The 14,157-nt window shown below is 66.4% G+C and carries 13 protein-coding genes; 3 read left to right on the forward strand and 10 right to left on the reverse strand.

The window, feature by feature from the left end; genetic code table 11:
- Positions 1 to 20: 20 nt before the first annotated feature.
- Positions 21 to 488: a phosphohistidine phosphatase SixA gene (sixA, locus tag ACFJI2_RS16325; protein WP_377700967.1), complete on the forward strand. Its 468-nt coding sequence runs from the start codon at positions 21 to 23 to the stop codon at positions 486 to 488.
- 281 nt (positions 489 to 769) lie between these two features.
- On the opposite strand, the gene ACFJI2_RS16330 is transcribed toward sixA, so the two are convergent.
- The 5 genes from ACFJI2_RS16330 to alr form a co-directional block, all read right to left on the reverse strand.
- Positions 770 to 1,861, reverse strand: coding sequence for a polyamine ABC transporter substrate-binding protein (locus ACFJI2_RS16330; protein WP_377700968.1), 1,092 nt, complete (start codon positions 1,859 to 1,861; stop codon positions 770 to 772).
- Between the two features lie 102 nt (positions 1,862 to 1,963).
- The gene (gene fliD, locus ACFJI2_RS16335) at positions 1,964 to 3,364 is read right to left on the reverse strand and encodes a flagellar filament capping protein FliD (protein ID WP_377700969.1); all 1,401 of its coding nucleotides are present in this window, start codon (positions 3,362 to 3,364) and stop codon (positions 1,964 to 1,966) included.
- Between the two features lie 87 nt (positions 3,365 to 3,451).
- Positions 3,452 to 3,772 (reverse strand): PilZ domain-containing protein, encoded by a 321-nt coding sequence (locus tag ACFJI2_RS16340; protein WP_377700970.1) that lies wholly within the window; start codon positions 3,770 to 3,772, stop codon positions 3,452 to 3,454.
- Between the two features lie 135 nt (positions 3,773 to 3,907).
- Positions 3,908 to 5,287 (reverse strand): DNA repair protein RadA, encoded by a 1,380-nt coding sequence (radA, locus tag ACFJI2_RS16345; protein WP_107870482.1) that lies wholly within the window; start codon positions 5,285 to 5,287, stop codon positions 3,908 to 3,910.
- 3 nt (positions 5,288 to 5,290) lie between these two features.
- Positions 5,291 to 6,400, reverse strand: coding sequence for an alanine racemase (gene alr / locus ACFJI2_RS16350; RefSeq protein ID WP_377700971.1), 1,110 nt, complete (start codon positions 6,398 to 6,400; stop codon positions 5,291 to 5,293).
- Between the two features lie 215 nt (positions 6,401 to 6,615).
- Between alr and lplT the strand changes: the two genes are divergently transcribed.
- Positions 6,616 to 7,878, forward strand: coding sequence for a lysophospholipid transporter LplT (gene lplT / locus ACFJI2_RS16355; protein ID WP_377700972.1), 1,263 nt, complete (start codon positions 6,616 to 6,618; stop codon positions 7,876 to 7,878).
- A gap of 3 nt (positions 7,879 to 7,881) precedes the next feature.
- On the opposite strand, the gene ACFJI2_RS16360 is transcribed toward lplT, so the two are convergent.
- The 4 genes from ACFJI2_RS16360 to tsaB are packed head-to-tail and all read right to left on the reverse strand — an operon-like array spanning position 7,882 to position 11,399.
- Positions 7,882 to 9,117 carry a DUF1853 family protein gene (locus ACFJI2_RS16360; RefSeq protein WP_377700973.1) on the reverse strand — a complete coding sequence of 412 codons (1,236 nt, stop codon included), beginning with the start codon at positions 9,115 to 9,117 and terminating at the stop codon, positions 7,882 to 7,884.
- Positions 9,101 to 10,225 carry a uracil-DNA glycosylase gene (locus ACFJI2_RS16365; protein ID WP_377700974.1) on the reverse strand — a complete coding sequence of 375 codons (1,125 nt, stop codon included), beginning with the start codon at positions 10,223 to 10,225 and terminating at the stop codon, positions 9,101 to 9,103. The genes ACFJI2_RS16360 and ACFJI2_RS16365 overlap by 17 nt, the downstream gene beginning before the upstream one ends.
- Entirely contained in the window at positions 10,222 to 10,692 is a 471-nt protein-coding gene (gene rimI, locus ACFJI2_RS16370) for a ribosomal protein S18-alanine N-acetyltransferase (protein WP_107980640.1), read from the reverse strand. The genes ACFJI2_RS16365 and rimI overlap by 4 nt, the downstream gene beginning before the upstream one ends.
- Complete coding sequence (gene tsaB, locus ACFJI2_RS16375; RefSeq protein WP_377700975.1) at positions 10,689 to 11,399, reverse strand: tRNA (adenosine(37)-N6)-threonylcarbamoyltransferase complex dimerization subunit type 1 TsaB; 711 nt, start codon at positions 11,397 to 11,399, stop codon at positions 10,689 to 10,691. The genes rimI and tsaB overlap by 4 nt, the downstream gene beginning before the upstream one ends.
- Positions 11,400 to 11,464: 65 nt before the next feature.
- On the opposite strand from tsaB, the gene ACFJI2_RS16380 reads away from it, so the two are divergent.
- Positions 11,465 to 11,887: a thioredoxin family protein gene (locus tag ACFJI2_RS16380; protein WP_107870497.1), complete on the forward strand. Its 423-nt coding sequence runs from the start codon at positions 11,465 to 11,467 to the stop codon at positions 11,885 to 11,887.
- Here ACFJI2_RS16380 and ACFJI2_RS16385 read toward each other — a convergent pair.
- Positions 11,884 to 14,151, reverse strand: a complete 2,268-nt coding sequence (locus ACFJI2_RS16385; RefSeq protein WP_377700976.1) for a molybdopterin cofactor-binding domain-containing protein — start codon at positions 14,149 to 14,151, stop codon at positions 11,884 to 11,886. The genes ACFJI2_RS16380 and ACFJI2_RS16385 overlap by 4 nt on opposite strands.
- Positions 14,152 to 14,157 lie beyond the last annotated feature (6 nt).

Here is a 14,157-nt window from a genome sequence, read left to right on the forward strand (position 1 = left end):
CAACTGCGAAGGGGAAGACGATGGACCTGATCTTGTGGCGTCACGCCGAGGCCGAAGAAGCGGCGCCCGGCCAGTCGGATTTGGAACGCGCCCTCACCGCCAAGGGCCAGAAGCAGGCGCGGCGCATGGGCCAGTGGCTGGATTCCCAGCTGCCGGACAGCTGCCGCGTGCTGTCCAGCCCCGCCTTGCGCACGCTGCAGACGGCGGAAGCGCTGGGCCGCAAATTCAAGATCCACAACGACCTGGCGCCGGGCGCGGACGCGGCCGACGTGCTGAAGGCGGCCAACTGGCCGGGCGCCAAGGAAAGCGTGCTGGTGGTGGGCCACCAGCCCACGCTGGGGCAGGCGGCGGCGCTGCTGATGACGGGCGACGACCAGGACTGGGACATCCGCAAGGCCAGCGCCTGGTGGTTCGCGCAGCGCGAGCCGGGCGACCCGGACAGCCTCTATCTGAAAGCCGTGATGGCGCCCGACCTGGTCGTCAAATGACGGGACTTGAAAAGCGTAACGCTTCTGCTACAGTTTAGTTGTATCAACTCTAGGGAGCAGCCGTCCAAAGGCGGTTGAAAACATATGTTTACCCTCCTCACCATCGGCATTTTTGGCGGCATGATCGCACTGGTCGTTTATGAGCTGGTCCAGGAGTCGAGTGGGAGTCATCACAAACTATCCGATCGCTATCACGAATAGCCTGCCGCAACGCGGAACCGGGCGCCTTAAGCTTCCACTTAAGGCGCCTTTGCCGTTTACGGCGTGGCTTAGATTCCCGCTTACATGCCGGTCTTGAACTTGGTGTAGATGCGGGTGATGGAGCGGCGCACGTCGGCCGGCACCGCTTCCGGGGCGATCATGCGCTGCATGTCGGCCGGCGGCAGGAACACGGTCTTGTTCTCGGCGATATCCTTGCGCACGAACTTCATGCCGGCCTTGTTCGGATTGGCGTAAAACACCTTGTTGGTCAGGCTGGCGTGCACTTCGGGGCGCAGGATGTAGTTGATGAACACGTGCGCATTGTTCGGGTGCGGCGCGTCGGCCGGGATGGCCATGGTGTCGAACACCAGCGCGGCCGACGTCTTCGGCACCAGCACCTGGATCTGGTTGCCGTTCTTGGCGTCGATGGCGCGCTGGCGGGCGATGTTGATGTCGCCGGACCAGCCGAAGGCCACGCAGATGGCGCCGTTGGCCATGTCGTTGATATAGCCGGAGGAGCTGAACAGCGTCACATAGGGACGGATGGCGGTCAGCACCTTGCCCGCTTCGGCGTAGTCGGCCGCCTTGGCCGAGTAGGCCGGCTTGCCGATGTACTGCAGCGCCGCCGGCAGCACTTCGGACGGCGAATCGAGGAAGGACACGCCGCAGGACTTCAGCTTGGCCGCGTATTTCGGATTGAAGATCAGGTCCCAGGCGTTGTCCGGCATCGGTTCGCTGCCCAGCGCGGCTTTCACCTTGCCGACATTGATGCCCACCGTGGCGTAGCCCCACAGCCAGTCCACCAGGTATTCGTTGTTGGGGTCGATCTTGGCCAGCTTGGCCTGGATCTGCGGGTCCAGGTTGGCCAGGTTGGGCAGCCTGGACTTGTCCAGCTTGCGCAGCTGCTTGGCGTCGATCTGCAGCTTGGCCCATGGCGCGGTCGGCACCACGATGTCGTAGCCGGACTTGCCGGCAGCGAGCTTGGAGTTCAGGATTTCGTTGTTATCAAAAACATCATAGCGAACCTTGATGCCGGTCTCTTTCTCGAAGTTCTTGATGGTGTCTTCCGCGATATAGTCCGACCAGTTGTAGATGTTCAGGACTTTTTCTTCCTGCTGCGCCTGTGCCTGACCAGCGACGGCAGCCGCCGCGAACGCGCATGCAGCCGCCATCACCAACTTACCCCAACGCTTCCCCGCCATATGCCTGCCTCCAATAAAAGAAGAATCCTCAGAACGCGAGATGATCAGGCATTGCGGCGCTGAATGCAAGCCTCAGACGAGGAAGTCGAACAGCGAGCGCGCCCCGGTGTAGCCCGGCAGCGCCTCGTTGGCGGCGGCCTGCTCCTGCTGCGTGTAGAACGCCACCAGCGCATTGGCCTGGGTGGTGAGCGCCTTGGCCAGGTCGGCCTTTTTCGCCGTCAGCGTGCCGATTTCCTTGCTCACCTGCTGCGCTTCGCGCTGGATGCTGCTGTTCTTGCCGGTCAGCGCATCGATCTTCGCGTCGAACTGGTCGGCCAGGCCCTTGCCGTCGTTGGTAAACAGCTTGGCCACGCCGGCCGTATCGGCCGCGATGGCGCTTTTCAGCTTTTTATCGTCCAGCACCAGCTTGCCGCTGCTGTCGACCGTCACGCCGGCCGCCGCCAGCGCGGACTTGGAGGCGCCGCCGGCGCCCTGCACCAGCGCATTGAGCTCGCGGCTGACCTGGCCCAGCGCCTGGTCGGACTTCAGGTCGCCTTTCTGCAGCGCGGTCAGCTTGTTGTTCAGGTCGTTGTAGGCGTTAACGAAATTGGTGACGTTCTGCGCGATCTGGGCGCTGTCCTGGCTCACCGTGACGTCGGTCTTGCCGGTGCCGGTCAAGGTCACGCCGACGCCGTCGATGGCGTCCTTCAGCGTATTGCCGGCGCTTTTCACTTCCTTGCCGTCCACGGTGGCCAGCGCGTCCTGCGCGGCCTGCGCCTGGGTCAGGCCCTGCGTGGTGGGGCTGTTGTTGGCGGCCGGGTTGTAGGAAACCAGGCTCTTCACAGCCGCGTCGCCGCTCACGCTGATGCGCATGCTGCTCGCCTCGCCGTTCTCGCCCTTGATCTGCAAGGCATAGCCGGTGCCGCTCTTGACCACGCTGGCGTTGATGCCCGCATCCTTGAACGCGGCTGCGATGCCGTCCAGCGTATTGTTCTTGCTGTCGATGGTGATGGTTTTGGCGGCCGTTTTACCTGGCGTAAACTTGTCATCGCCGGTGGTGCCGAATTCGACCTTGATGGTGGCCGGCGAACCGGTGCCGATCTTGGCGCTGGCCGACGCTTGCTGGTCGCTATTGAGGATCTGGCCCTGCGCCAGCTGCTTCACGTCCACCGCGTAGGTGCCGGGCTTGGCGCTGCCGCCCGCGCTGACGGTGAGCACGCCCTTGCCGGACGAGGTGGCCGACGTGCTCAGTCCGCTGCCCGCGAGGCGCTCGGCGATAGACTGGAGGCCGGTCAGCGCGCTTTGCAGCTGGCCGAGGCCGGACAGCTTGGTCTGGTCGCGCACCAGGCTGGTATTCAGTCTGGCGACGGAGCCGGCCTGGCTGGCCAGCGTGCGCTCCACCTTGGCCAGGACCGAGGCCGAGGGCGTGCTGGTGCCGCCGTAGGCGGCCGTGCCGGTCAGATTGCCGTAGTTACCGATGCTCGTATTTGCCATTTTGTGTCATCCGATCAATGTGGAAGACATGATAAGGTCTTCGACTATCCCTTCATGCGGCAAACAGCATGGTAAAAAGCGGCCGTTTTAACGCATGAACTTGCCGATGGCGGCAACGGCGGCCGCGTCTGGGTTGATGAATTGTAGGCCGACTTTTACGTCGTCGCCGCTAAAGATGCAATATGTTACTTTTGAACGGCAGCTAATAACCACCGGCTTGCCCTCCACGAACATTTCAAACGATATCTGCCCCATCTGGCCGGACGGCACCATGTGCCCCATGGTAACCGACATCCCGGTCGGGCCAACGTCGATGGTGCGGGCCGGCGCCGGCTTGGCTCCATCCATCACCACCACTGCTTTTGCGCGCAGAATCTTACGGGTCGTCTGCCTTTGGTCTACTAGCACTCTATGCTTCCTGAATAACGTGATTGCCTGATAAGAGCGCATCGCTGGTAGCGCTCTACAAGGCGCCATTCTACTGCGCATTCATCATTTATGCAGGCGGCACATTGCCGTGCAGATAAACTTTCACGCCGAAAGTCATTGCAATTCACGCAACTTCGTGAAGGCGTCGTCAATCCGCTCCACCGCGACGATGGTCATGCCTTCGATGGCCTGTTTGGGCGCGTTCGCCTTCGGGATCATGGCGATCGAAAAGCCCAGCTTGGCCGCCTCGCGCAGGCGCTCCTGGCCGCGCGGCGCCGGCCGGATTTCGCCCGCCAGGCCCACTTCGCCGAACACCACGAAGCCGCGCGGCAGCGCCTTGCTGCGCATGGACGAGTTAATCGCCAGCAGCACGGCCAGGTCGGCCGCCGGTTCGGTGATCTTCACCCCGCCGACGGCGTTGATGAACACGTCCTGGTCGAAGGCGGCAATGCCGGCGTGGCGGTGCAGCACGGCCAGCAGCATGGCCAGGCGGTTCTGCTCCAGGCCCACCGACAGGCGGCGCGCGTTCGGCAAATGGCTGGCGTCCACCAGCGCCTGGATTTCCACCAGCAGCGGGCGGGTACCCTCCTGCGTCACCATCACGCAGGAGCCGGGCACCTGGTTGTCGTGCTGGGACAGGAACAGCGCGGACGGGTTGGACACGCCTTTCAGGCCCTTGTCCGTCATGGCGAACACGCCCAGCTCGTTGACGGCGCCGAAGCGGTTCTTGATGGCGCGCACCAGGCGGTAGCTAGAATGGTTGTCGCCCTCGAAGTACAGCACCGTGTCCACGATGTGCTCGAGCACGCGCGGGCCGGCCAGCGCGCCCTCCTTCGTCACGTGGCCCACCAGGATGATGGTGATGCCGCTCTGCTTGGCCATGCGGGTCAGCTGGGCCGCGCATTCGCGCACCTGCGCCACCGAGCCGGGCGCGCTGCTCAGCGCATCCGAATACATGGTCTGGATCGAGTCGATCACCGCCACCTGCGGCTTCAGCTCGGCCAGCGTGCCCAGCACCTTCTCAAGCTGGATCTCGGCCTGCAGCTTCAGGTCGCGCGCGTCGATCGCCAGGCGCTTGGCGCGCAGCGCGATCTGGGCGCCGGATTCCTCGCCGCTCACATACAGCACGCTTTTCGCGTGCGACATATGGGCCAGCGCCTGCAGCAGCAGCGTCGACTTGCCGATGCCGGGGTCGCCGCCGATCAGCACCACGCCGCCGGCCACCAGGCCGCCGCCCAGCACGCGGTCGAACTCCTCGATGCCGGTGGGGAAGCGCGGCACGTCCAGCGCCTCGATGTCCTGCAGCGACAGCACCGGCGCGGTCTGCGCCAGCGACAGGTGCTGCGGATTGGAATAGCGGTTATTGCCGGCGCCGGACTCCATCACGGTTTCCACCATGGTGTTCCATTGCTGGCAGGCGCCGCACTGGCCGGTCCACTTGCTGCTGGTGCCACCGCATTCGCTGCAGGTGTAATTGGTTTTCGCCTTGGCCACGGATCAGCCCTCCACTACGCGCACGCGCGGCGCCAGCGCACACATCAGCTCGTAGCCTATGGTGCCGGCGGACGTGGCCACCTCGTCGATCGGCATGCCCTCGCCCCACAGCACCACCTTGCTGCCGACACGCGCGTTGGGCAGGCTGCCCAGGTCCACGGTCAGCATGTCCATCGACACGCGGCCGACGATGCGGGTGCGCACGCCGTCCACCAGCACGGGCGTATCCTGCGGCGCGTGGCGCGGGTAGCCGTCGGCATAGCCGCAGGCCACAACGCCGATGCGCATCGGGCCGTCGGCCTGGAAGCGGCTGCCGTAGCCCACGCAGTCGCCTGCCACGATGTCCTGCACGGCGATCAGCTCGCTGGCCAGCGTCATGGTGGGCAGCAGACCGAACTCCCCGGCGCTCTTGCCGCCCGGCGAACCGCCGTACAGCATAATGCCGGGACGTATCCAGTCGCTCACCAGTTCGGCGCCCAGGGTCTTCTCCGCGTCCGGCATCTGCAGTATGCCGGCCGAATTAGCCAGGCTGACCGGGCCAGGCAAGCCGGCCGCGCCGGCGTTGAAGCGGCGGATCTGCTCGCGGATGGGCAGGCGCGGGTGCGCCGTCTCGTCGGCGTTGGCAAAGTGGGTCATCAGGGTGATCTCGCCCACGTGCGGCAGCGCGCGCAGGCGCGCGTGCGCGGCGGCAAACTGTTCCGGCTTGAAGCCCAGGCGGTTCATGCCGGTGTTCATTTTCAGGTGCAGGTTCAGCGGACGGGCCGACGCGGGCAGCTGCGCCGCCTCGATCAGCGCCAGCTGTTCCTCGCAGTGGACCGCGCCGTTGATGCCGTGCTCGGCCATCATGGCAACGTCGGCCGCGTCGAAGCCGCCTTCCAGCAGCAGGATGGGCTTGGTCCAGCCCAGCTCGCGCAGGCGCAGCGCGTTGTCCGGCTCGATCAGGGCCAGGCCGTCGGCATCGGCAAAGCCGCGCATGGCGCGTTCCAGGCCATGGCCATAGCCGTTCGCCTTCAGCACGCCCCACACCTTGCTGCCCGGTGCGCAAGCCTTGGCACGGGCCAGGTTGTGTTTCATGTTCTCTATATGAATAGTTGCGACGATCGGCCTTGGCATGGTGTGAAATCTTGGCGGTTGAACGAAGCCGGTATTCTACCGGAACCAGCCACCGCGCCTTGGAGCAAAAGCAGCCGTAACTCATCAGTAATTTCCATGCGGAAATATTGAAGGTATGGGCTTTCCGGGGCTTTTCATACATCCGGTTGATTTCTTGGGAATACCAGTTATTCATGGTATAAAGCAAGCCGAGATAAGTTTCCAGGCCTTCCAGTATGAATCGTGGTTTTTATACCATCATGGCAGCGCAGTTCTTTTCGTCACTGGCAGACAATGCACTGCTGTTTGTGGCCATCGACCTGCTGATTTCCATGAAGTCCCCGGCGTGGCTCACGCCGCTGCTGAAATTGTCGTTCGTGCTGTTTTACGTGCTGCTGGCCGCCTTCGTCGGCGCTTTCTCGGATGCCCTGCCCAAAGGCCGGGTCATGTTCATCGCCAACATGATCAAGATCCTGGGCTGCGCCATGATCTTCTTCCACGTTCATCCCCTGCTGGCCTATGCCGTGGTCGGCTTCGGCGCGGCGGTGTACTCGCCCGCCAAATACGGCATCCTGACCGAACTGCTGCCGGCCGAGAAACTGGTGGCCGCCAATGGCTGGATCGAAGGCTTGACCGTCACCTCCATCATCCTGGGCACCGTCATGGGCGGCGCACTGGTGACCGGCCGCCTGTCGACCATGCTGCTCAATATCGACGTGCCGCTGATCGACACCGGCATCGACACCAGCACCGAAGCGGCGCTGTGCGTGCTGGGCCTGACCTATGTGCTGGCCGCCATCTTCAACCTGCGCATACCCGACACCGGCTGCGTCTACCCGCACCAGGAACGCAATCCGGTCAAGCTGATCGTCGATTTCTCGAATTGCTTCACGCTGCTGTGGAAAGACAAGCTGGGCCAGATCTCGCTGGCGGTAACCACGCTGTTCTGGGGCGCCGGCGCGACTTTGCAGCTGATCGTGCTGGAATGGGCGCAGCGCTCGCTGGGCATGCGCTACGACCAGGCCACCAGCATGGTCGGCATGGTGGCCATCGGCATCGCTTTCGGCGCCATCATGTCGGCGCGCTTCATCACGCTGCGCAAGTCGCTGTCGGTGATCCCGCTGGGCATCCTGATGGGCGTCATCGTGATGGGCATGACGCTGGTATATTCCACCTATCTGGCCTATCCGCTGCTGGTGATCATCGGCGCGATCGGCGGCTTCTTCGTAGTGCCGATGAACGCGCTGCTGCAGCACCGGGGCCACGTGCTGATGAGCGCCGGCCACTCGATCGCGGTGCAGAACTTCAATGAGAATCTGTCCATCCTGACCATGCTGGCCATGTATTCGCTGATGATACGCCTGCACCTGGGCCTGAATACCATCATCGTGCTGTTCGGCCTGTTCATTGCCGGCATCATGCTGTGCATCATGTGGCTGCACAAGGCCAACCAGCGCGAGCATGATTCGCTTGCGCTGATCGGCGAAGCCAAGCACTAAGCTTTACGGGGGCAGCAGCCCCTGTTCACGGCGCGCAGCGGCCCGCGCGCGCCAGTCGTCCGGCGCAACGAAACCCCTTTCGCGCTCGACCAGCCAGCCATCCCGCTCCACCACCGACGCCACCATCACCGGCGACATCTCCTGTTCAAAGCGCGCCAGCACGGCCTGCACCACCTGGGCGGCGCCCAGCGGCACCGCGCTGTCCACGGCGGCGATGGAATTGATGCGGGGCGGCCCGCCGGCGGGCGCCGGGTGTGCCGCCGCGCCATGCGCCACGGGCGCGGCCTCGCCTGCCCCGGCAGCCATGGCGCGCACTTTCAGCGGCGCGAGCCATTGCAGGCGCGGCATCACCACGTATTGCTGATCGGGCTGCGCCGCGCCATTGCGGCCGCTGGCGAACTCGCTCAGCGTGCTCCAGTAGCCCAGGCAATGGCTGGGCGAGATGCCCGCCACCGCGTGCGGCGAGCCTTGGGGATAGAACAGCCAGCCTTTCACCAGGGCCTGCGCCTTGTCCACCGGCTGCGGCAGCAGCGGCTGCGCGGCCGGGTGGTAGGCCAGTTCGAGCTGCTTGGCGAAGGTCTTGCGCATCTTGACGCCCAGCGTGTCGGCCAGGTTGGGGCCGACCAGATGGTTGAAGCTGGCCGCGCCGGCCGTGTCGTCCAGCAGGTAGAACTTGGTGGCGAACTCCCAGTGCAGCAGTTCGCTGCCGTGGCGCAGCAGGAAGTCGAATTCGCCCACGGTGTCGTTGCGGTTGGCGCGCACTTGCAGGCCATGCGCGACCAGCGTGCCATGCTGCTCAAAATAGAAGGCCATCAGCTTTTCGGCGTACAGGCCGAGGCGCGAATAGAAGCGGCCGCCCAGCGCTGCCTCCAGCGGCGCGGGATCGCGCTCCAGCGCGGCCAGCCAGTCGGCGGCGGCAGCATGCACGGGGCCGAGCGTGGCGATGCGGTTTTGCCAGTGCGGGGAATCGGGGTCGAGCAGGTCGGGGGCGTCCAGCAGCCAGGCCAGCGCGCGCACGTGGGGACGGGTCAGGTGGCCCCAGGTGCGTTCGAAGCGGGTCTGGTAGGTTTCGGCGCCTGCCACGCCGCCGCCGGAGGCGACACCGGTGCCGGCGTGGCAGGCGGGGCCGGGCTTGTCGGTGGGCGCCGGGCCGCACACTCCATCGTGCGCGCTTCCGGCTGCGGTGGCCGGCGCAGCGCCCGGCTCGGGCTTGGGCGCTGCGTCAGGCGCGGCCGGCATGGGCGGCTTTCGCCAGGCACAGGTCGGACCAGGCCTTGGCCTTGTCCGCCGGCTTGCGCAGCAGGTCGGCCGGGTGGTAGGTGGCGATGGTGGGGATGCCGTCGTAGCGCAGCACCTTGCCGCGCGCGGCGGCGCCCAGCAGGCCTTTGCCCGCCGTGTGGCCCAGCGTGAGGACCATGCGGCTGCCGGCCAGCTCCAGCTCGCGCTGCAGGTAGGGGCGGCAAGCCGCCAGCTGCTCGGCGTTGGGCAAGCCTTCGCTGCCGTCGTCCGCTGCGGGAGGGCGGCATTTCACCAGCGTGGTGACGTAGGCATCCTCCTCCGGCGTGAGGGCGATGGCTTTCAGCATATTGTCCAGCAGCTGGCCCGGCTCGCCGGTGATCGAGCGCACTTCCTGCTCGTCGGCGGCGGTGGGAGCGGTGCCCAGCACCAGCCATTGCGCGTGCGGGTCGCCGCGTCCGGGCACGGCGGCCACGCGGCTGTGGCACAGGTCGCAGCGCGTGCAGGCCGTGACGGCCGCTTGCAAGGTCTCCCAGTCCATGTCGGCGATCTGCTGGCCGGCCTGCTGCGCGCGCGCCGGTGCGGCGCTGGCGGCGGGAACCGGCACGTCGTCGAACCAGGCGGTCGATTCAGGTTCCTCCGCGCCGGCTGCGGACGGGCGCGATGGCGCGGCTTGCACCGGCTTGGCAGGCGATTTCGTGACCGTCGGCGGCGGCGTGGCGGGCAGCGGCGTGTCGTCGAACCAGCTGGTGTCTTCGCCTGCGGCGGCGCCTGGCGCCGGGCGGGCGGGCGGCGGCTGCGTAGCCTGCACGGCGGCCAGCGGCGCGGCGGCCTCCGCAACCGGCGCGCGCGCAGCAGCGGGCGCCGGCGAGGACGTCGCTGGCTCGGCGTACTGCGGCGCAGGCATGGCGGCCGGCGCACGCTCCGGCTCGTATGCCGGTTCGTATGCCGATTCGTATGCCGGCCCGTCCGCCTGCTCATGTGCCGGATCGGAAAGCAGCGCAGACGTGCCGGCTTCGTCGTAGGCCTCTACGGCGCCGGGCGGCCGGTTGCGCAAGCGCCATTGCACGCCCACGCCGATCTCCTGCAGGAACACTTCATTGCGGTTCATAACATATAACGCATGACGATCGCGTCCTCGCGTTGCTGGCCGCCTGCCGGGTAGTAGCCCTTGCGGCGGCCGATCTGTTCAAATCCATAGCGCTCGTACAATTCCAGCGCACGCGTGTTCGACGGCCGCACTTCCAGCAGCATCGATTCCAGCCCCAGCCCGCGCGAGCAGGCCACCGACTGGTTCAGCAGGAAGCGTCCCAGCCCCTGCCCTTGCCACTCCTGCGCCACGGCCACGTTCAGCAGGTGCGCCTCGTCCACCATCTGCATGACGAGGAAATAGCCCATCAGCTGCATGGACTGGTTGCGCAGCACCCAGGCATGGTAGCCGCTGGCCAGCGAGTCCGCGAAATTGCCCCGGCTCCAGGGATAGGGATAAACACTCTCCTCCAGCGCCACCACTTCGTCGATATCGCTTTCCTGCATCGGCTCGTAATTGAGCCGCGCCAGATCCCACACAGGCTTCATGCGGCGGCCTTTGCGGCGTTGATTTCGCGCCGTTCGGCGCTGGTGTAGGCGATCTTGTTGCGCAGGTAGAGCGGCTGCGCGTCGGCTGCCTGCACGCCCTGCCCGGCGGCAAAGGCGATGCGGCCGAGCTGCGCGATCTGCGCCGCGTGCGGCATGACGTCCGCGTGCGCACCGGCGGCAAAAGGCTTGCCGGCCAGCGCTTCGGCATACGCCGCGAAGCCGTTGCCGCAGGCCGTCACCTCGCCTTGCGGCGCCACGGCGTCCGGCGCCGACAGCGCAGGCGCCAGCACAGCCTGCGGAGCCTGCGTGCCGCTGTCGAAGCGGTATTGCGCCCAATAGACTTCGCTCATGCGCGCGTCCAGCACGGTCAGGATGTCGCTGCCGCCATGCTGCTGGTGGCAGGCCAGCGCCATCGCGTCCAGCGTCACCACCGGCACCAGCGGCAGGCCGGCGCCGTAGCCCAGGCCCTGGGCGATGCCGCAGGCGGTGCGCACGCCGGTGAAGGAGCCCGGGCCTGAACCGTAGGCGATGGCGTCGCACTCGCGCAGCGCCACGCCGGCTTCGGCCAGCAATTCCTGGATCATCGGCAGGATGGCCTGCGAATGGGTGCGCACGCCGGACGACGAACGGGTATACAGCGCCTCGCCGCGCAGCAGTGCGCAGGAAGCCGTTTCAGAGGATGTTTCAATTGCAAGTATGGTAGCCATGCCGTATTTTAACCTGCCCAAGCCGGCCTGCGCGGCTCCCGGTACATCAGGGTACAATACGGCGCATGCATAGCACTACCTTACATACAGATAACCGCGGCGATGTCGCGGCCGCACTGGCGCAAGACCGTTGGATCGTCGCCTGCCTGTGCGCAGCCTGGTGCGGCACTTGCGCCGGCTACCGGGCCACCTTCGACGAACTGGCTGCGCGCCACCCGGACAAGTACTTCCTGTGGGTCGATATCGAGGACCATGCCGACATCGTCGGCGACCTCGATGTGGAAAACTTCCCTACCCTGCTGATCCAGCGCCACGAGGATGTGGCCTTCTTTGGCACCATGCTGCCGGACCCGAACGTGGCGCACCGCCTGATCCTGGCGCAGGCGAGCATGGACGACGCGGAACTGGCGCGCTACGCGCAGAGCAGCGAAGAGCGCCGTCACTGGCAGCGCGACTGCAATCTGCGCACGCTGCTCGGCGCCTCCTAGGCCAGCCGCAGCGGCAAGCTGCGCAGGCGCTGCCCGGTCAGCGCGAACACCGCGTTGGCCACGGCCGGCGCCACCGGCGGCACCGCTGGCTCGCCCATGCCTTCGGGCGGTTCGGCGCTCAGCATGATGATGGTTTCCACCTTGGGAGTCTGATTCATGCGCAGCACCTCGTACTGGTGGAAGTTGGTCTGCTCCACCTTGCCGTCCTTGATGGTGATCTCCCCGCTCAGCGCCGCCGACAGGCCGAACACCACGGACGATTCCACCTGCTGCGAAATGATGGCCGGGTTGACCGCGATGCCGCAGTCCACCGCGCACACCACGCGGTGCACGATAATCTGCTTGTCCACCACCGACACCTCCGCCACCTGCGCCACGATGGTGCCGAAGGACTGGTGCAGCGCCACGCCGTGCGCGCGCCCGGCCGGCGGCTGGCCGGCCTTGTCCACCGCCGCGTTCAGCACCGCCAGGTGGCGCGGATGGCGGTTCAGCAGGCCGCGCCGGAAACCGGCGCCGCTCTGGCCCGCCGCGTGCGCCAGCTCATCGATGAAGCTCTCCTTGAAGAAGGCGTTGTGCGAGTGCCCCACCGAGCGGAAGTAGCCGATCGGCACGGCACTATCGACCGTGACGTGGCGGACGCGCTGGTTCGGAATTTCGTACTGCATGTCGAACTCGCCCTCGGCGGTGGTCTTGTCCGGACCTGCGCCCGGCAGACCGAGATTGCGCTTGAAGAACTGGTGTCCGATCGAGCCGCTGACAGACTTGCTGTCCCATGCCGCGATATTGCCCGCCGAGTCCAGGCTGGCGGCAAAGCGCGCCAGCGCCGCCGGGCGGTACACGTCGTGCGTGGTATCGTCCTCGCGCGACCAGATCAGCTGCACCGGCGCGCCGTCGCACTCCTTGGCCACCGCCACCGCCTGGGCGATGAAGTCCGTTTCCAGCCGGCGCCCGAAGCCCCCGCCCAGCATCGTGATTTCCAGCGCCACGTCCGCCGCCTTCACGCCCGCTACCCTGGCCGCCGTTTCTATCGCCAGCGTGGGCGCCTGCGTCGACACCCACAGCCGCACTTTGCCATCCTTCACCTGGGCGGTGCAGTTGAGCGGTTCCATGGCGGCATGCGCCAGGAACGGCGCGCGATACTCTGCCTTCAGCGTCTTCACCGCGCCGCGCGCCTTGGCCACGTCGTCCACCTCGCCCACCTCGTAATAGGCGTGGCCGTCCTCATCGTCCAGCTGCTGCGCAAAATGCCTGAAGATGTCCGCGCTCGACAGTTTGCCGTTCACGCCTTCGTGCCAGCTTACCGGCAGCGCGGCTGCGGCCTGTTTGGCCTGCCAGTACTGCGCCGCCACCACGGCCACGCCGGCGCCCGCGCCGGTCTTCCCGGCCAGCGCCGACGAACAATCCACCACGCGCACCACGCCCGGCATGTGCAGCACGGCCGGCGCATCGAAACTGGCCACGGAACCGCCCAGCACCGGCGACATTTTCACCGCAGCGTACAGCATGCCCGGGGGCCGCACGTCCAGCCCAAACCGGGCGCTGCCATTGGCCTTGGACGGCGCGTCGCGGCGCGGCGCGGCAGTGCCGATCAGGCGGAACTGGCCGACGGATTTCAGTTGCACCTCGCCCGGCGTCATGCCGGCCGCCATGGCCACCAGGCTGCCGTAAGTGGCGCGCTTGCCGTTCGGATGCCCCACCATGCCCGCTTCCGTAAAGCACTCGAGCGGCCGCACCTTCCACTCGCGCGCGGCGGCCTCGATCAGCAAGGCGCGCGCGGTGGCGCCGGCCTGGCGCATCGGCAGCCACAAGTCCTTCACGCTGGACGAGCCGCCCGTCATATTGATGCCCAGCTCGCGCCCCGCCTTGGACACCAGCCAGCCCGCCAGGCGCTTGCCGCGCCCCTCATCGTCGGGGTGGAACGGCAGGCTGTCGGCCAGGATGGCGACGTTGCCGTAGATCTTGTCGTTCGGCGCCTGCACTAGCTGTACCCGCGACAGCGGCACATCCAGCTCCTCGGCCAGCAGCATGGGCAGCGCGGTGTGCACACCCTGCCCCATCTCGCTGCGCGCCATCGCCACCGTCACGGTATTGTCCGGCGCGATGGCGACCCAGCCGTTCAGCGCCACCGCGCCGGACGATCCGGACAGCGGCAGCGGCGTCTTGCCGCGCACGCGCTGGCGCGCCGGCAGCGCGCCCCAACCTACCACCATGGCGCCCGCCACCGCGGTGGCGCTCAGCAGAAAACGGCGGCGCGACAACTTCATAACGTC

This window comes from Pseudoduganella sp. UC29_71, assembly GCF_042693265.1.
Lineage (GTDB): Bacteria > Pseudomonadota > Gammaproteobacteria > Burkholderiales > Burkholderiaceae_D > Rugamonas.